The sequence below is a fragment of the Streptacidiphilus monticola genome, from assembly GCF_042658505.1.
GTDB classification, from domain to species: Bacteria; Actinomycetota; Actinomycetes; order Streptomycetales; family Streptomycetaceae; genus Streptacidiphilus; species Streptacidiphilus monticola.
Map to the genome: position 1 here is coordinate 103,086 of NZ_JBHSQJ010000019.1, position 16,834 is coordinate 119,919.

At 71.7% G+C, this 16,834-nt stretch carries 18 protein-coding genes (1 of these 18 running past the window's edge); 15 read left to right on the forward strand and 3 right to left on the reverse strand.

All coding sequences use genetic code 11. From position 1 onward, the window contains the following. On the forward strand, window positions 1–1,385 hold the 3' portion of the coding sequence (locus ACFP3V_RS06250) for a [protein-PII] uridylyltransferase (protein ID WP_380580591.1). Its footprint begins 1,048 nt before the window's first position; the window shows 1,385 of its 2,433 coding nt (coding positions 1,049–2,433); its start codon lies beyond the left edge, outside the window; its stop codon occupies window positions 1,383–1,385. Here the strand turns inward: ACFP3V_RS06250 and ACFP3V_RS06255 are convergent. Both ACFP3V_RS06255 and ACFP3V_RS06260 read right to left on the reverse strand, forming a co-directional pair. Continuing rightward, window positions 1,298–1,828 (reverse strand): serine O-acetyltransferase, encoded by a 531-nt coding sequence (locus ACFP3V_RS06255; protein WP_380580593.1) that lies wholly within the window; start codon window positions 1,826–1,828, stop codon window positions 1,298–1,300. The two genes, ACFP3V_RS06250 and ACFP3V_RS06255, sit on opposite strands and share 88 nt — an antisense overlap. Before the next feature lie 251 nt (window positions 1,829–2,079). After that, complete coding sequence (locus ACFP3V_RS06260; protein WP_380580674.1) at window positions 2,080–2,595, reverse strand: GNAT family N-acetyltransferase; 516 nt, start codon at window positions 2,593–2,595, stop codon at window positions 2,080–2,082. Between the two features lie 92 nt (window positions 2,596–2,687). On the opposite strand from ACFP3V_RS06260, the gene ffh reads away from it, so the two are divergent. The 3 genes from ffh to ftsH are packed head-to-tail and all read left to right on the forward strand — an operon-like array spanning window position 2,688 to window position 6,824. Next, window positions 2,688–4,250 (forward strand): signal recognition particle protein, encoded by a 1,563-nt coding sequence (gene ffh, locus ACFP3V_RS06265; RefSeq protein ID WP_380580595.1) that lies wholly within the window; start codon window positions 2,688–2,690, stop codon window positions 4,248–4,250. A gap of 59 nt (window positions 4,251–4,309) precedes the next feature. Then, window positions 4,310–4,837, forward strand: coding sequence for a GNAT family N-acetyltransferase (locus ACFP3V_RS06270; protein WP_380580597.1), 528 nt, complete (start codon window positions 4,310–4,312; stop codon window positions 4,835–4,837). Between the two features lie 58 nt (window positions 4,838–4,895). Next, on the forward strand, window positions 4,896–6,824 hold the full coding sequence (gene ftsH / locus ACFP3V_RS06275) for an ATP-dependent zinc metalloprotease FtsH (RefSeq protein ID WP_380580599.1): 1,929 nt from the start codon (window positions 4,896–4,898) through the stop codon (window positions 6,822–6,824). A gap of 177 nt (window positions 6,825–7,001) precedes the next feature. Here the strand turns inward: ftsH and ACFP3V_RS06280 are convergent, their stop codons facing one another. Further along, a complete protein-coding gene (locus ACFP3V_RS06280) occupies window positions 7,002–7,787 on the reverse strand; it encodes a class I SAM-dependent methyltransferase (protein WP_380580601.1) in 786 nt (261 codons plus the stop codon). Window positions 7,788–7,915: 128 nt separating this feature from the next. Between ACFP3V_RS06280 and proS the strand changes: the two genes are divergently transcribed. From proS to lepB (ACFP3V_RS06335), 11 genes are all read left to right on the forward strand, one after another. Beyond that, window positions 7,916–9,328, forward strand: a complete 1,413-nt coding sequence (gene proS, locus ACFP3V_RS06285) for a proline--tRNA ligase (protein ID WP_380580604.1) — start codon at window positions 7,916–7,918, stop codon at window positions 9,326–9,328. Window positions 9,329–9,568: 240 nt separating this feature from the next. After that, window positions 9,569–10,177, forward strand: coding sequence for a hypothetical protein (locus tag ACFP3V_RS06290; protein ID WP_380580606.1), 609 nt, complete (start codon window positions 9,569–9,571; stop codon window positions 10,175–10,177). A gap of 208 nt (window positions 10,178–10,385) precedes the next feature. Next, a complete protein-coding gene (gene rpsP / locus ACFP3V_RS06295; RefSeq protein ID WP_380580608.1) occupies window positions 10,386–10,832 on the forward strand; it encodes a 30S ribosomal protein S16 in 447 nt (148 codons plus the stop codon). A 2-nt stretch (window positions 10,833–10,834) separates the two neighbouring features. Continuing rightward, window positions 10,835–11,074: an RNA-binding protein gene (locus ACFP3V_RS06300; RefSeq protein ID WP_380580610.1), complete on the forward strand. Its 240-nt coding sequence runs from the start codon at window positions 10,835–10,837 to the stop codon at window positions 11,072–11,074. A gap of 246 nt (window positions 11,075–11,320) precedes the next feature. Then, entirely contained in the window at window positions 11,321–11,869 is a 549-nt protein-coding gene (gene rimM, locus ACFP3V_RS06305) for a ribosome maturation factor RimM (protein WP_380580612.1), read from the forward strand. After that, the gene (gene trmD / locus ACFP3V_RS06310) at window positions 11,869–12,684 is read left to right on the forward strand and encodes a tRNA (guanosine(37)-N1)-methyltransferase TrmD (RefSeq protein WP_380580614.1); all 816 of its coding nucleotides are present in this window, start codon (window positions 11,869–11,871) and stop codon (window positions 12,682–12,684) included. The genes rimM and trmD overlap by 1 nt, the downstream gene beginning before the upstream one ends. Window positions 12,685–12,821: 137 nt before the next feature. Further along, entirely contained in the window at window positions 12,822–13,172 is a 351-nt protein-coding gene (gene rplS / locus ACFP3V_RS06315; protein ID WP_380580616.1) for a 50S ribosomal protein L19, read from the forward strand. Window positions 13,173–13,219: 47 nt separating this feature from the next. Beyond that, complete coding sequence (lepB, locus tag ACFP3V_RS06320; RefSeq protein ID WP_380580618.1) at window positions 13,220–13,933, forward strand: signal peptidase I; 714 nt, start codon at window positions 13,220–13,222, stop codon at window positions 13,931–13,933. Then, a complete protein-coding gene (gene lepB, locus ACFP3V_RS06325) occupies window positions 13,917–14,879 on the forward strand; it encodes a signal peptidase I (protein ID WP_380580620.1) in 963 nt (320 codons plus the stop codon). Before lepB (ACFP3V_RS06320) ends, lepB (ACFP3V_RS06325) begins: the two co-directional genes overlap by 17 nt. A gap of 74 nt (window positions 14,880–14,953) precedes the next feature. Beyond that, entirely contained in the window at window positions 14,954–15,961 is a 1,008-nt protein-coding gene (gene lepB, locus ACFP3V_RS06330) for a signal peptidase I (protein ID WP_380580622.1), read from the forward strand. A gap of 130 nt (window positions 15,962–16,091) precedes the next feature. After that, on the forward strand, window positions 16,092–16,823 hold the full coding sequence (gene lepB / locus ACFP3V_RS06335) for a signal peptidase I (protein WP_380580624.1): 732 nt from the start codon (window positions 16,092–16,094) through the stop codon (window positions 16,821–16,823). Window positions 16,824–16,834 lie beyond the last annotated feature (11 nt).

A 16,834-nucleotide genomic window follows, 5' to 3' on the forward strand; every position in this document is an offset into this window, starting at 1 on the left:
CGGCAGCCGCCGCCCAGGCGGACCTGCCGCTCGCCCCCAGCACCGTCAAACGGCTAGCCCAGGAGGCCCGTCCGCTGCCCGTGCCGTGGCCGGACGAGGCCCGGGAACAGCTGGTCACCCTGCTCGGCGCGGGCGAGAGTGCCGTCCCCGTCTGGGAGGCGCTGGAGGCCGAGGGCCTGGTGGAACGGCTGCTGCCGGACTGGGAGCGGGTGCGCTTCCGGCCGCAGCGCAACGCCGTGCACCGCTGGACCGTGGACCGCCACCTGGTCGAGACGGCCGTGCAGGCCGCGGCCCTCACCCGGCGCGTCGCCCGGCCCGACCTGCTGTTGGTGGCCGCCCTGCTGCACGACATCGGCAAGGGCTGGCCGGGCGACCACAGCGAGGCGGGCGAGGTGATCACCCGGGACGTGGCCGCGCGGATCGGATTCCCCAAGGCGGATGTCGAGACCCTCTCCCTGCTGGTCCGGCACCACCTGCTGCTGGTCGAGACGGCGACGCGCCGCGACCTGGACGACCCGGCGACGGTGGCGACCGTCACCGAGGCGGTGGGGACCGTCGGCACCCTGGAACTGCTGCACGCGCTCACCGAGGCGGACGCGCTGGCCACCGGCCCGGCCGCGTGGAGCAGCTGGCGGGCCACGCTGGTGGGCGAGTTGGTGCGCCGCGCCGCCGCCGTGCTGGCCGGCACGGCCGTGCCGCCGGACACCGGCCCCGAGCCCACGGCGGAGGAGGAGCGGTTGGCCGTCGAGGCGGCCAGGACGGTGGGCCCCGCGCTGTCCGTCCGCGCCGAGGCGGAGCTGGAGACGGCGGGTGAGGCCGAACCCATGGGTGTGGAGCTGACGTTGGCACTGCCGGACCGGCCCGGCGTGCTGCCCGTGGTGGCCGGGGTGCTGGCCCTGCACCGCCTGACGGTCCGTTCGGCGTCCATCCGCGAGCTCGACCCGATCGGGGCCGGTCCGGTCCTGGTGCTCACCTGGAAGGTCGCCGCGGAGTTCGGCGAGGTGCCCGAGGCGGCCCGGCTGCGGGCCGACATCCGCCGCGCCCTCGACGGCGGCCTCGACGTCACCCGCCGCCTCGCGGAGCGCGACGCGGGCGCGCCGCGACGCCGCGGGGTCGCCGCTCCGCCGCCCAGGGTGACGGTGGCGCGCGGGAGTTCGGCCTCGGCGACGGTGCTGGAGGTCCGCGCGCACGACGCCCCCGGACTGCTGCACCGGATCGGTCGGGCACTGGAGGGCACCGGCGTGCGGGTGCGCACGGCCAGGATCTCGACCCTGGGCGCGGACGCGGTCGACGCCTTCTACCTCACCGACCCGGAGGGCCGCCCCTTGGACGACGCCCGTGCCTCCGAGGTGGCGCGGTCGCTGGAGCGGGCGCTGCTGTCCTGAGGCGGCACGGCCGTGCGGGTGCCGACCCGCCGGGCGGGGACGCCGGCCCAGATCTCGTCGGGGCCGGTCGACTGGGTGAGCACGGCGTTGGCCCCGACGATCGTCCCGCGGCCGACGGTGAGCACGCCCCGCTTGCAGAGGATGCGCGCACCCGCGCAGATGACCGCACCGTCCTCGATGACCACCCGCTCCATCGGGCTGCGCTCCTGGGGCACCCAGGGATCGGCGCGTCCGATGGTCACTCCGTTGTAGAGGACGACGTCCCGGCCGAGAGTCGTGTAGGGGTGCATGACCAGCCCGAAGCCCCGGTGGAACACGGTGAGTCCCGGTCCGACCTCGACGGCGGCGGGGACTTCGACGCCGTAGAGGGCGAGCAACTCCTGAACGACGCGGCCCCAGACCCGGCTGCGTCGGCGGTAGATGAGCGATGCGACGAGTGACATGGCGTCATGCTTCTCCCCGTGACAGGGAGTGGCCCCTTCGACACGCCCAGCCCCGTCAGGGGCGCGAGGAACCGCGCGACCAGCCCACCACCCGGGGAGGTCCGGGCCCATCTGCGGGACGAACCTCCCCGGGTGGTGTGTTGCTCGTGCAGTTCCTCGCGCCCCCGAGGGGGTGCATGGCTTGCGGGCGCCGAGGGCGTCGCGCCCCTGGGGGTGCATGGCTGGGCGTGCGCTGGGGCATCTCGCGCCCCCTACGGGGCTGCCAGGCGGGCGTGGAGTTCGACGTCGAAGCGTCGGCCGTCGTACTTGAGCTTGGCGCGTTCCAGGCCCTCGATCTGGAAGCCGGCCGCCAAGGCCACTCCGCAGGAGGCCGGGTTGTCCGTCCGGTGGCCCAACTCCAGGCGATGGAGGCCGAGTTCGGTGAGCGCCCAGTCGGCCAGGGCTCGGGTCGCCCGGGAGGCGACGCCGCGGCCCCGGGCGGCGGACGACGTCCAGTAGGACACCCACCCGGTGTCGTGCCGCCGGTCCACCGCGCTGACGCAGACGTGGCCCACGGCGGCACCCTCCCCGTCCGTCACCGCGAAGGCGTACGCCGCGTCCGCCTCGGCGAGCGGCGCCCACTGCGCGATCCACGCGAGCGCGTCCTCCTCGGTGCGGATCGGGCCGCGCGCCTGGCGTTCCATCAGCGGGGCCGCGAACGCCGCCACCACCGCAGGGGCGTCGCCCTCGCGCCAGGGGCGCAGGGTGAGGCCGTCCGACGTGCTCAGCAAGACACGGGTTCCTTCGCAGTGAAGTGGTGCGGATACCCTGGAGGGCGACCAACTTACCCGCCCCCGAGCCACGAGGACCCGCGACCGACGTGTTCGACACCCTTTCCGACCGCCTCGCAGCGACGTTCAAGAACCTCCGGGGCAAGGGCCGCCTCTCCGAGGCGGACATCGACGCCACCACGCGGGAGATCCGCATCGCCCTGCTGGAGGCGGACGTCGCCCTTCCCGCGGTGCGTGCGTTCATCTCGCGCGTCAAGGAGCGGGCGCTCGGCGCGGAGGTCTCCGCCGCGCTGAACCCGGCCCAGCAGGTCATCAAGATCGTCAACGAGGAGCTGATCAGCATCCTCGGTGGCGAGACGCGCCGCCTGCGCTTCGCCAAGAACGGCCCGACCGTCATCATGCTGGCCGGTCTGCAGGGTGCCGGTAAGACCACCCTCGCGGGCAAGCTCGCCAAGTGGCTGAAGGACCAGAAGCACACCCCGCTGCTGGTCGCCTGCGACCTCCAGCGCCCCAACGCGGTGACCCAGCTCGGCGTGATGGCCGAGCGCGCCGGCGTCGCGATCTTCGCCCCCGAGCCGGGCAACGGCGTGGGCGACCCGGTCAAGGTCGCCAAGGACTCCATCGAGTTCGCCAAGTCCAAGCTCTACGACGTCGTGATCGTCGACACTGCCGGCCGGCTGGGCATCGACGCCGAGATGATGCAGCAGGCCGCGGACATCCGCGCCGCGGTCGAGCCGGACGAGGTCCTCTTCGTCGTCGACGCGATGATCGGCCAGGACGCGGTCACCACCGCGCAGGCCTTCCTCGAGGGCGTCGACTTCACCGGCGTCGTGCTGTCCAAGCTGGACGGCGACGCCCGAGGTGGTGCCGCGCTGTCCGTGGCGCACGTGACCGGCCGTCAGATCATGTTCGCCTCCAACGGCGAGAAGCTCGACGACTTCGACGCCTTCCACCCGGACCGGATGGCCTCGCGCATCCTGGGCATGGGCGATGTGCTGTCGCTGATCGAGCAGGCCGAGAAGACCTTCTCCCAGGAGGAGGCCGCCAAGGTCGCGTCCAAGCTGGCCAGCAAGGGCGGCAAGGAGTTCGGCCTCGACGACTTCCTGGCCCAGCTGGAGCAGGTCTCCAAGATGGGTTCGATCTCGAAGCTGCTCGGCATGCTCCCGGGCATGCAGCAGATGCGGGACCAGATCAACAGCATCGACGACCGGGACGTGGCCCGGGTCGGCGCGATCATCAAGTCGATGACCCCGGCCGAGCGCCAGGACCCGAAGATCATCAACGGGTCCCGTCGCGCGCGTATCGCCAAGGGTTCCGGCGTGCACGTCTCCGAGGTCAGTAACCTGGTCACCCGGTTCTTCGAGGCCCGCAAGATGATGTCGGCGATGGCCGGCGGCCGGGGTATTCCGGGGATGCCGGGTCTGCCGGGCATGGGCGGCGGCGCGGCCCGCAAGCCCAAGCAGCAGAAGGCGGCCAAGGGCAAGCGGCAGTCCGGCAACCCGCTCAAGCGCGCCCAGCAGCAGGCCCAGGCGCAGCAGCGCAAGACGGACGGCCAGCAGCAGGTGCAGCCGGGCGGCGCGTTCGGCCTCGGCGCGGGGCAGGGCGGTCCGAGCGACTTCGAACTCCCGAAGGAGTTCAAGGACCTGTTCTGAGCTCGAGGCGAGCGGATATCCCCTCACCCGGGGAACGGGGGCGCGGTAGCCTCCACGCCATGCGTGTGGAGATCCGTGCCCCCCGTCATTCCGATGCCGACCTCTACCGGGCGGCCGTGACCCGGTCCCGAGAGCACATCGGGGAGTGGAACCCCTACGAGCCGGAGGGGCTTCCGGACCTGGTGCACCGTCAGGGGGAGACGCTGCGCACCTTCCTGATCCTCGACCGGGAGGACGGCGGACTGGTGGGGTCCTGCAACGTCGCCAACATCGTCCGCGGCCGGTTCTGCAACGGCGCCCTGGGCTACACCTCCTACGTGCCCTACGCGGGCACCGGCCGGATGACCGAGGGACTGCAGCTGGTGGTGGACACCTGCTTCCGGGCCCGCGAGCGCGGCGGTCTGGGGCTGCACCGGCTGGAGATCAACGTCCGCCCGGAGAACAAGCGGTCGCTGGCGATGGTCGAGCGGCTCGGCTTCCGGCACGAGGGCTTCTCGCCGCGGATGCTGTTCCTGGACAACGCCTGGCGCGACCACGAGCGCTTCGCGCTGACCGTGGAGGAGTGGCCGGGGCTGCCCCCGCAGTGATCACCTGTCCGCGGGGATCTGGTGGACCGTCAGCTCTTATGTCCGTATTGTCGCGAGTGTGACGAGTCCTCAGCCGCCCCGCGACAGTACCGACAAGCCCTGGCGGTCGGAAGGGGCGCCGCCGACACCGCCGCAGAAGCGGCCCGGCGGCGGCACCCCCACGCCGCCGCGCGGCGGCTGGCTGCGGTTGGTGCTCACGGCCCTGGTGGTCTTCCTGCTGGCCAACCTGGTGCTCAACTTCTTCGGCGGCGGCGGGGGCAGCACCAGCATCACCTACACCGAGTTCACCAACCAGCTCAACGCCGGGCACGTCTCCGAGATCTACGCCAAGGGCGACACCATCCAGGGCAAGCTCAAGGAGGCCCAGCCCAAGCCGAACAACGGCAAGGGCAGCTACACGCACTTCACCACCCAGCGGCCCACCTTCGCCGACGACAGCCTGTGGTCCACGCTGACCAAGCAGGGCGTGGTGGTCGACGCCGAACCCGTCGTGCAGGAGCGCAGCTTCCTGTCCAACCTGCTGCTGTCGCTGGCGCCGATGCTGCTGCTGATCGGGCTCTGGCTGCTGATCGCGAGACGGATGGGCGGCGCGGCCATGGGCGGCCTGCGCCGCGCCGCGCCCAAGCCCGTCCAGCCCGAACTGGCCGCCAACCGGACCACGTTCGCGGACGTGGCGGGCATCGACGAGGTCAAGGCGGAGCTGACCGAGATCGTCGACTTCCTGAAGAACCCCGAGCGCTACCGCAGGCTGGGCGCCAAGATGCCGCGCGGCGTGCTGCTGGCCGGGCCGCCCGGTACCGGGAAGACGCTGCTGGCCCGGGCGGTCGCGGGCGAGGCGGACGTGCCCTTCTTCTCGGCCTCGGCCTCCGAGTTCATCGAGATGATCGTCGGCGTCGGCGCCTCCCGGGTGCGTGAACTGTTCACCGAGGCGCGGAAGATGGCGCCGTCGATCATCTTCATCGACGAGATCGACACCATCGGCCGCGCCCGCGGCAGCGGCTCCGGGATGGGCGGGCACGACGAGCGGGAGCAGACGCTCAATCAGATCCTCACCGAGATGGACGGTTTCTCGGGCTCGGAGGGCGTCGTCGTCCTCGCCGCGACGAACCGGGCCGACGTGCTCGATCCGGCGCTGCTGCGGCCCGGCCGCTTCGACCGCACGGTGCAGGTCAGCCCGCCGGACCGGACCGGCCGCGAGCAGATCCTGCAGATCCACACCCGCGACAAGCCGCTGGCGGACAACGTCGACCTGCACCAGGTGGCGAAGAGCACCCCGGGGATGACCGGCGCGGACCTCGCCAACCTCGCCAACGAGGCCGCGCTGCTCGCCGTGAAACGGAATCAGCAGGCGCTGGACGCACGGGACTTCTCCGACGCACTGGAGAAGGTGCAGCTGGGCGCGGAGCGCTCGGTGGTCATCCCGGACGCGGACCGGCGGAAGACGGCGTACCACGAGTCCGGGCACGCGCTGCTGGGCATGCTCCAGCCTGGCGCCGACCCGGTCCGGAAGATCACCATCGTGCCGCGCGGGCGGGCGCTGGGCGTCACGCTGTCCACCCCGGAGACCGACCGCTACTCCTACACCGAGGAGTACCTGCGCGGCCGGATCATCGGCGCGCTCGGCGGCATGGCCGCGGAGCAGGTGGTCTACGGGGAGATCACGACCGGCGCGGAGAGCGATCTGGAGCAGGTCTCCAACATCGCCCGGGGCATGGCCGGTCGGTGGGGCATGAGCGAGCGGGTCGGCCGGCTGACGGCGATCCCGGGCGACGGCCAGAGCCCGTACGGCCTGGCGGCCGCCCCCGCGACGCTGGACGCGGTGGACGGCGAGGCCCGGCGCATCGTCGCCGAGTGCTACGCGGAGGCCTGCCGCAAGCTCGCGGAGAACCGCGAGAGGCTGGACGCCCTGGTCGAGGCACTGATGGAGCACGAGACGCTGGACGAGGAACTCGCCTACAAGGTCGCCGGCGTCCCACGCACGCCGTAGTCCCCCGGGGGCGCGAGGAATCCCCACCTTGCGGTCGGGAGGTGCCCCAGCGCGAGCAACACCACTCGGGGAGGTTCGTCCCCTTGAGCGGGTCGGACCTCCCCGAGTGGTGGGCTGGTCGCGCTGAGGGCACCTCCCCCGCCCGCAGGACGGGGGATTCCTCGCGCCCCCAGGAGCTCAGTGCAACTTCTGTCCGATCGCGTAGCGGAAGACGTTGCGCATCCGCAGCGTCCCGTCCTCCCGCAGGTACGGGAACAGAGCCTCCGTCAGCTCCTTGCGGAGCTGCTTCTCGCCTGAGAAGGCCAGGGCGGCGTCGAACCAGCCGGAGGCGAGGAAGCCGCGGACCGCGCTGTCCAGGTCCGGGTACGCGAACGGACAGGGCACCAGGCCGCCCCCGTCCGGGCGCAGGCCTGCGCCCAGCACCACCCGCTCGAGCGCCCCCGGCGCGCTGAGCGCGAAGGCGTCCGGCAGTTGGCGCAGCAGGGGATCCGCAAGCCGGCGCGCGAGCGCAAGCACGGGCGCACTCTCGCAGCGTTCGCGCGGGCCCCAGGTCGCCAGCACCACATGCCCGCCACGGGCCGTCAGCCGTGCCGCCGACTGGGCGAGCGCGAGCGGGTCCGGAGAGGCGGCGAGGCCGTCGAGAACGGTGACGATCGCGTGCGCCGAAGCGTCCCGCGCGGCGAGCATCGGCAGGCCGCGGGCCTCGGCCAGCTCACGGCGCTCCGGGACCGGCTCCAGGCCGACCACCTGCGCGCCGCGCGCCGCGGCCAGCAGCAGGGACAGCCCGGAACCGCAGCCCAGGCCCAACACGCTGGTGGCGGGACCGACTTCGAGCCGGGCGTGGACGGCCTCGTACAGGGGGACCAGCATCCGCTCCTGGATCTCGGCCCAATCGCGTGCCCGCTGCTGCGCCCGGGTGCGGTCCCCGGAGACGGCGGCGGGCAACTGCAAGGAAGGGGTCATGGCGGCTCCTAGCGAGGGTGAGCCTGTGCAGGACTCCAGACAACTCCCGACTCGGCCCGTCGTCCAGTGCTCGGGCCCAGCCTTTACTGATTACGGGTCACCCGCCTCTTCCCCGTACCATTCGGGCCATGGCAAAGGCTCCCGTTCTCACCCCCCAGGCGGACGACTTCCCGCGCTGGTACCAGGATCTGATCTCCAAGGCCGAGCTGGCCGACAACGGTCCGGTGCGCGGCACCATGGTCATCCGACCGTACGGCTACGGCCTGTGGGAGCGGATGCAGCAGGAGATGGATGCGCGGATCAAGAAGGCGGGCGCGTCGAACGCCTACTTCCCCATGTTCATCCCGCAGTCCTACCTGACCCGTGAGGCCGAGCACGTCGAGGGCTTTGCCCCCGAGCTCGCGGTGGTCACCCACGGCGGCGGCAAGGACCTGGAGGAGCCGGTCGTGGTCCGGCCCACGTCCGAGACGATCATCAACGAGTACTTCTCCAAGTGGGTGCAGAGCCACCGCGACCTGCCGCTGCTCATCAACCAGTGGGCCAACGTGGTCCGTTGGGAGCTGCGGCCGCGCGTCTTCCTGCGCACCACCGAGTTCCTCTGGCAGGAGGGCCACACCGCCCACGCCACCTACGAGGAGGCCCGCGACTACGCGGCGATGATCCACAAGGACGTCTACGGCGACTTCATGACCAACGTCCTGGCCGTGGACACCGTGCTCGGCCGCAAGACCGCCAAGGAGCGCTTCGCCGGCGCGATCAACACCCTCACCCTTGAGGGCATGATGGGCGACGGCAAGGCGCTGCAGATGGGCACCAGCCACGAACTGGGCCAGAACTTCGCCAAGGCGTTCAACACGACCTACCTCAAGGGCGAGGCCGAGCGCGAGTACGTCTGGCAGACGTCCTGGGGCAGCTCCACCCGCATGGTCGGCGGCCTGATCATGACCCACGGCGACGACAACGGCCTGCGCGTCCCGCCGCGCCTGGCCGCGGTGCAGGCCGTGGTCCTGGCGATCAAGGGCGACGACGCGGTGCTGGCCAAGGTCCGCGAGATCGGCGCGGCGCTGGAGGCCGCCGGGGTCCGCGTGGTCGTGGACGACCGGACGGACACCCCCTTCGGCCGCCGCGCGGTGGACTGGGAGCTCAAGGGCGTCCCGGTGCGCATCGAGGTCGGCCCGCGCGACCTGGAGAACGGCACCGCGATGCTGGTCCGCCGGATCGCGGGCGGCAAGGAGCCGGTCGCGGCCGACTCGCTGGCCGCCGTGGTCCCGCAGCTCCTGGAGCAGGACCAGGCGCTGCTGCTGCAGCAGTCCCGCGAGCGCCGCGAGTCCCGCACGGTCGACGTGAAGTCCATCGACGAGGCCGTCGAGGCGGCCGCCACCGGCTGGGGCCGGATCTCCTGGGCCGACCTGGGCCCGGAGGGCGAGGCCAAGCTCGGCGAGCACGGCGTCACCGTCCGCTGCATCGTCGCCGAGGACGGCTCGGTGCCGGAGACGGACGACCAGCCCGGCAACATCGCGATCGTTGCGCGCGCCTACTGAGCGCGCCCGCTCGCGTGGTTGAGACCTGTCTCCGCCGCGCTGCGTAGTTCCTCTGGTCCCCCGGCTCCGCAGGAGCCGGGGGACCAGTCGCGTTGGGCCACTCAACTCCCTTGGCAGTTTTGGGTGTTCCTGGTCCGACTTGGGGTGGTTCCGGGGGGCCCCGTTGATTTCCGTTTGGTAAAGCTTCCAATCCACACGTCGGACCAGGAACAAGGGGCCGAGCTGTGTCGTTTGCGTTGCGTGAGCACGACACAACCAACTCAGCCACTGGTACTTGCCGCCGAGCTGGCGTCCGCCTGGGGCGACATCCAGCGTTTCCATCCTGACCTGCCGAACCTCGCGGCCCCGGAGTCGCTGATCGGGGAGTCCTCCTCGGCCTGCGGCACGGAGCTCGGGTTCGAACGGCTGCTGCACGAGGCCGCGCACGGCCTCGCCGCCGCCCGCGGCATCCGGGACACCTCCCGGGCCGGCCGCTACCACAACCGCCGCTTCCTGGCCCTGGCCGACGAGCTCGGCCTGGACCACCACGCCGACCCGCATCCGAGCAGCGGCTTCTCGCTGGTCACCATGCGTCCGGACACGCGTGAGCGGTATGCCGACACGATCGAGCGCCTGGAGCGCGCGGTCAGCGCCCACGCCGACGCCACGAGCTCGGCGGGCGACCGTGCCCGCAGCTTCCGGGGCCCGGCCACCCGCCACGGCTCCTCCGGCGGCGGCGTCCGCGTCAAGGCCGTCTGCGACTGCGGCCGCAACGTCCGCGTGGTGCCGTCCGTCCTGGCCCAGGCCGCCATCGTCTGCGGCGCCTGCGGCCAGCCGTTCCGCATCGCGGAGGCCGGCGACCGCGGCTGACGAGGAGCGGCCGCCTGGGGGATGTCCGTTGTCCACCGCCGTGTCCGGACCCACAGCCGGACTATGGCAGAATGGACAGCTGAGTACTCGGCAGCCGAGCAGGACCCCTCTCTCCTCCGGCTGACGTGTCCGTCGAGCAGCCGGCAGCCCGCACCCCACGTGGTCGTGTGGCTGCTCACCCACGTCAAATCCAGGAGAAACCACTCCCGTGGCAGTCAAGATCAAGCTGAAGCGTCTGGGCAAGATCCGCTCCCCGCACTACCGCATCGTCGTCGCCGACTCGCGCACGAAGCGCGACGGCCGTGCGATCGAGGAGATCGGCATCTACCAGCCGACCTACGAGCCCTCGGTCATCGAGGTCGACTCCGAGCGTGCCCAGTACTGGCTCGGCGTCGGCGCCCAGCCGACCGAGGCCGTGCTCGCCATCCTGAAGCTCACCGGCGACTGGCAGAAGTTCAAGGGCCTCGAGGCCCCGGCTCCGCTGAAGACCGCTGAGCCGAAGACCCAGGACTTCTCGCACCTCTTCGCCAAGGCCGTCGCCGGCTTCGAGGACGAGACCACCGGCGTCGCCATCACGCCGAAGGCCAAGAAGTCCGACAAGAAGGCCTCCGAGGACACTGACGCGGCCGAGTCCGACGCTTCCGCCGAGGCCTGAGCATGCTTGAGGAAGCCCTCGAGCACCTGGTGAAGGGCATCGTCGAGAACCCGGACGACGTCCAGGTCCGCTCGCGCGAGCTGCGCCGGGGCCGGATCCTCGAGGTGCGGGTGCACCCCGAGGACCTCGGCAAGGTCATCGGCCGTGGTGGCCGGACCGCGCGTGCCCTGCGCACCGTGGTGACCGCGCTCGGTGGCCGTAGTGTCCGCGTCGACCTGGTCGACGTGGACGGCGTCCGCTGACGAGGCAAGCCTCGAAGGGCCGGTGTGGGACGACGTCCCCACCGGCCCTTTCGTTGCAGTCGGCCCTCAGGGGGCGCGGGGAGCTTGCTGAGCGACCCGTCGCTCCCGAAGGTCCGGCCTGTCGATCGGGGACGGGCCTCCCCCACTGGTGGGTCGCTCGCGGTGGGGGCGCCTCCCGCCCTAAGGGTGAGGGACCCTCGCGCCCCTGAGGGTGTGCAACTTTCGGTTTCTGAGAAAGGTTCAGCTGTGCAGCTGGTAGTCGGCCGAATCGGGCGGGCTCACGGGATCAAGGGGGACGTCTCCGTCGAGGTGCGCACCGACGAGCCCGAGCTGCGGCTCGGCCCCGGGGCGGTCCTGCTCACCGACCCCGCCTCGGCCGGTCCGCTCACCGTGCAGTCCGGGCGGGTCCACAGCGGCCGCCTGCTGCTCCGGTTCGAGGGCGTCCACGACCGCAACGCCGCCGAGGCGCTGCGCAACGTCATGCTGATCGCCGAGGTCGACCCCGACGAGACGCCCGAGGACCCGGACGAGTACTACGACCACCAGCTGATCGGGCTCGACGTCTTCCTGCGGGACGGCACCCGTGTGGGCGAGCTGACCGAGGTGGTCCACCTGCCGTACCAGGACCTGCTCACCGTCGAGCGGCCGGACGGCAAGGAGGTGCTGGTCCCCTTCGTCACCGAGATCGTGCCCGAGATCGACCTGGCCGAGCAGCGCGTGGTGATCACCCCGCCGCCCGGGCTGATCGACCCGGACGAGGCGGAGGTCGCCAGCAGCCGCGAGGACGCGTCCTGATGCGGATCGACGTCGTCTCGATCTTCCCCGAGTACCTGGCGCCGCTGGACCTCTCGCTGGTCGGCAAGGCCCGGCAGCGCGGTCAACTCGACGTCCGCGTCCACGAGTTGCGCGAGTTCACGCACGACGTGCACCGCACCGTGGACGACACCCCGTACGGCGGCGGGCCCGGCATGGTGATGAAGCCGCAGCCGTGGGCCGAGGCCCTGGACGCGGTCGTCGCCTCCGGTGACGGCGGCGTGCCGACGCTGGTCGTGCCGACACCCAGCGGACGGCCGTTCACCCAGGAACTCGCGCAGCAGCTCGCCGCCGAGCCCTGGCTGGCCTTCGCGCCGGCCCGTTACGAGGGCATCGACCGCCGGGTGATCGAGGACGCCGCAGAGCGGATGCCCGTCATCGAGGTGTCCATCGGCGACTACGTGCTGGCCGGCGGCGAGGTCGCGGTCCTGGTGATCGTCGAGGCGGTGGCCCGGCTGCTGCCGGGCGTGCTCGGCAACGCCGAGTCGCACCAGGACGACTCCTTCGCGCCGGGCCGGATGGCCGACCTGCTGGAGGGTCCCGTCTACACCAAGCCCGCCGAGTGGCGCGGGCGCGAGGTGCCGGACGTCCTGCTGAGCGGGAACCACCAGAAGATCGCCCGCTGGCGGCGCGAGCAGGCCTTCGCGCGCACCCTGCGGAACCGCCCCGACCTGGTGGCCCGGTGGCGCCGCGAGGACATGGACAAGCACGACCTGAAGGCACTGGCCGACCTCGGCGTGTGGTGGGACGAGCGGGCCGGGCGATTTCTGCCGAGCAGCGAGGCTGTGGAAGAATAGGCGATTGCTGCCTGTCCCCGGCCGGTCCAGGACCGGCGTCTCTGCCACAGGGGAGACCCCGGGAACCGGAGGACACACAGCGTCCGTATTGATCACGAATTCCGCGGGTGGCCTGTGGCGCCTGTGATGGAGACACCATGAGCAACCTGCTCGATGTCATCGACGCCCAGTCGCTGCGCAGCGACGTCCCGGCGTTCCGCCCCGGCGACACCGTGAACGTCCACGTTCGCGTCATCGAGGGCAACCGCTCCCGCATCCAGCAGTTCAAGGGCGTCGTCATCCGTCGCCAGGGCTCCGGCGTGCGCGAGACCTTCACGGTCCGCAAGGTCAGCTTCAACGTCGGTGTCGAGCGCACCTTCCCGGTGCACACCCCGATCGTCGAGAAGATCGAGGTCGTGACCCGCGGCTCGGTGCGTCGCGCCAAGCTGTACTACCTCCGTGACCTGCGCGGCAAGGCTGCGAAGATCAAGGAGAAGCGCGAGAACTGAGGTCTCCGGACCGCCCTCCCAGGCTGATGGCCTAGGCTGGCGCGGCGATGGAAACCCAGCACGTGCACGAGGACCGCGACGGCTCACCCGGAGACGGGCAGCAGCCGTCGCGGTCCTCTGCTGTCCGCGGGCGGCTGCCCCGCTGGGCGCGGGACCTGGCGGTGCTCGTGGTGGTCTGCGGCCTGGTGCTGGTCCTGGTGAACCGATTCGTCGTGCAGCCGTTCGGCATTCCGAGCGACTCGATGGAGCCGCTGCTGAAGACGGGTGACCGGGTGCTGGTGAACCGGCTCGCCTACGCGTTCGGCGGCGCGCCGCGGCGGGGGGACGTGGTCGTCTTCGACGGGCTCGGATCCTTCAAGGAGGACGGCGCCGCCGAGGATTTCGTGAAGCGCGTCGTCGGCGTCGGCGGCGACCGCGTGGTCTGCTGCGACGCGAGCGGCCGGATCACGGTGAACGGCGTGGCGCTCGACGAGAGCTCCTACCTCTATTCCGGGGAGAAGCCGTCCGACTTCGGCTTCGACGCGGTGGTACCGCCGGGGAAGCTGTTCGTGCTGGGCGACCACCGCGCGGTCTCCAAGGACTCCCGTGACCACCTGGGCGATCCCGGCGGCGGCATGGTGCCGGTGTCCAAGGTGGTCGGCCGGGTGGACTGGGTGATCCTTCCCGTCGGACACTGGCGGTCGGTGGACCGCCCGGCCGCGTTCGCGGCGCTGGAGTCCGGACTCGGGGGGAAGGGCGGCACGCATGGGCACCAGGGGTAGGCCCCGCCACGCCCCTGTCGCCGAAGTGCCGTCCGGGGACCGGGCCGCGCGCGGGCGCGCGGAGCGCCGCCGCACCGCCAAGCGCGCCAAGCAGCGCCGACGCCGCTCGCTGGCCCGTGAGGTGCCGCTGGTCGTCGTGGTCGCGCTGGGCATCACGCTGCTGCTGCAGACCTTCCTGGTGCAGGTCTTCTCCATCCCGTCGAGTTCGATGGAGCAGACGATCATGACCGGCGACCGGGTCGCCGTCGACAAGCTCTCGCCCTGGTTCGGCTGGCAGCCGCAGCGCGGGGACGTCGTCGTCTTCAAGGACCCGGACAACTGGCTCAAGGACGACGCGCTGCCCAAGGACGGCCCGGTGCTGGCCGCCGTCAAGCGCACCTTCACCTTCCTCGGGCTGCTGCCCTCGGACCGGGACCTGATCAAGCGCGTCATCGGCCTGCCCGGGGACACCGTGGCCTGCTGCGACACGCAGGGCCGAGTCACCGTCAACGACCGTCCACTGGACGAGAGTTACGTGTACCCGGGGGAGAAGCCCTCGCTGATCGCCTTCAAGGTCACGGTCCCGGCCGGGAAGCTGTGGGTGATGGGCGACCACCGGGACGTCTCGGCCGACTCGCGCTTCCACATGCGCGAGGCGAGTCAGGGATTCGTCCCCGAGAGCGATGTCGTGGGTCGGGCGGTCGCGGTGGTCTGGCCCGTCGGGCGGTGGCGCGCGCTGCACTCGGACCCGGCCCTGTCGGTGTCGGCGGCGGGAGTTGTCGCGAGGGCCGGGCCGGGGTCCGCGGCGGGCTCCGGCCGTGGGGCCGCCCAGCAAAGTGTTCGTCAATTTTCCCCCGCGGCGGGCACGGAGCCGGTTCCTTCGGAACTCCCGCTCGTTATGGGTGTGGCTGCGACTGTGCCGAGGAGCCGGCTGCGCCGGAAATCCCGGCGCCATCCGCCCTGTTGATGACGGATCACGGTCCCGTCGGGTGGTAGAGATGGACGTGGGCGCGCGGCGCCCGCGGTGGACGAGGAGGCGACGTGGGGGACCTGGTGTTCGGTGCCCGCTCCGGGGCTGGTGAGCCCGAGGGTGCGGGCGGCCGTACCGTGGAGCCCGTGGACGACACAGGGCGCGGCAAGGCCGCACGCGATCAGAGCCCACCCCCGGTAGCGGATCCCCTCGAGGACGGCGTGGACGACTCGCACAACGACATCGGCTCGGAGGCGGAGACCGCCCCGGAGGGAGGGCCCCGCGCTCCGAGGAAGAAGGAGAAGAAGCCGCGCTCCTTCTGGAAGGAGTTGCCGATCCTGATCGTCATCGCCCTGGTGCTGGCGCTGGTGATCAAGACCTTCCTGGTGCAGGCCTTCTCCATCCCCTCCGGCTCGATGGAGAACACGCTGCAGGTGGGCGACCGGGTGCTGGTGGACAAGCTGACCCCGCACTTCGGCTCCAAGCCCTCGCGCGGCGAGGTCGTCGTCTTCCACGACCCGGGCAACTGGCTGGCCGGCGAGACCACCCAGACGCAGAGCAGCAACGGCTTCGTCCGCGGCGTGCAGGACGTGCTGAGCTGGATCGGCCTGATGCCGTCGGCCAACGAGAAGGACCTGATCAAGCGGGTCATCGCAGTCGGCGGGGACACCATCAGCTGCAAGGGCAACGGCCCGGTCTACGTCAACGGCAAGGCCCTCGTCGAGCCCTACATCTACCCCGGGGCCACCCCCTGCGGCGACCGCAACTTCGGCCCGCTCAAGGTGCCCGCGGACTCGATCTGGGTGATGGGCGACCACCGCAACGACTCGCTGGACTCCCGCTACCACATGGACGAGCCGGGCGGCGGCGCGGTCGCGGACAAGTACGTGGTGGGCCGCGCGATCGTGGTGGCCTGGCCGATCTCCAACTGGAAGACGCTGCCGATCCCGTCGACGTTCTCCCAGTCCGGCATCGGCACCCAGTCGGCCGCCGGCCTGCTGGTCAACGCCCCGGCGGCGGCCGCCCTGCTGGGCGCGGTCCCGCTGACCCTGGTGGTGCGGCGGCGACGCCGGAAGTAGCGGTCCGGGACCGCGGGACGGCTCTTGCCAGGCACACGGTACCGGCGGGTAATCTGCACGGACGCTCTGCGCGGACGCAGGGCGTCCGTGGCCGTTCCGGGCCCGGGACGGCGGTGACAGGAGCAGGCGGATGGCAGCGCGCAGGCCCACGCTGGGCGGATTCCTCCAGGCGGTCGGGTATGCGGCGGGTGTCGTCGGCCTGGTCGGCGGCTTCCTGCTGATCGCGCTGCAGTACCGTCCCTACTCGGTGCCCACGGGCTCGATGGAGCCCACGGTGCGGGCCGGTGACACCGTGCTCGCCGACCGGGTCTCCGGGGCCGGGCTGGGCCGCGGTGACGTGGTGGTCTTCGCCGACCCGCAGTGGGGGAGCAGCCCGATGGTCAAGCGGATCATCGGGGTCGGCGGAGACACCGTGGCCTGCTGCGACGCGCACGGCCGGGTGACCGTCAACGGCAAGCCGCTGGACGAGACCTACCTGGAGGCCGCGAACGGGCGGGAGAGCCTCACCTCTGCGGCGGTCTCCCAGTTCAAGGTGACCGTTCCGGCGGGCCGGGTCTTCCTGATGGGCGACAACCGCGAGATCTCCGAGGACTCCCGGGTCCACCTGGACCAGCTCGGCGGCACGGTGCCCGTCTCCGACATCAAGGGCCGGGTCGAGGGCCGGGTGCTGCCGCTGGGCAGCCTCGGCACCATCTCCCGGACGGCCGTCTTCGACTCCCTCGCGGGCCGCGACGCCACCTCGCACGGCCTGCTTGGCCCGGCGGCCGTCGCCTGTGTCGGCGGCGGTGCGCTGGTGTTGCTCACAGCCCTGCTGGGTACGGTCGGAGGACGGATCGCGAAGCGGAGGAGCGCGCAGGCATGAGGCGGACGGCA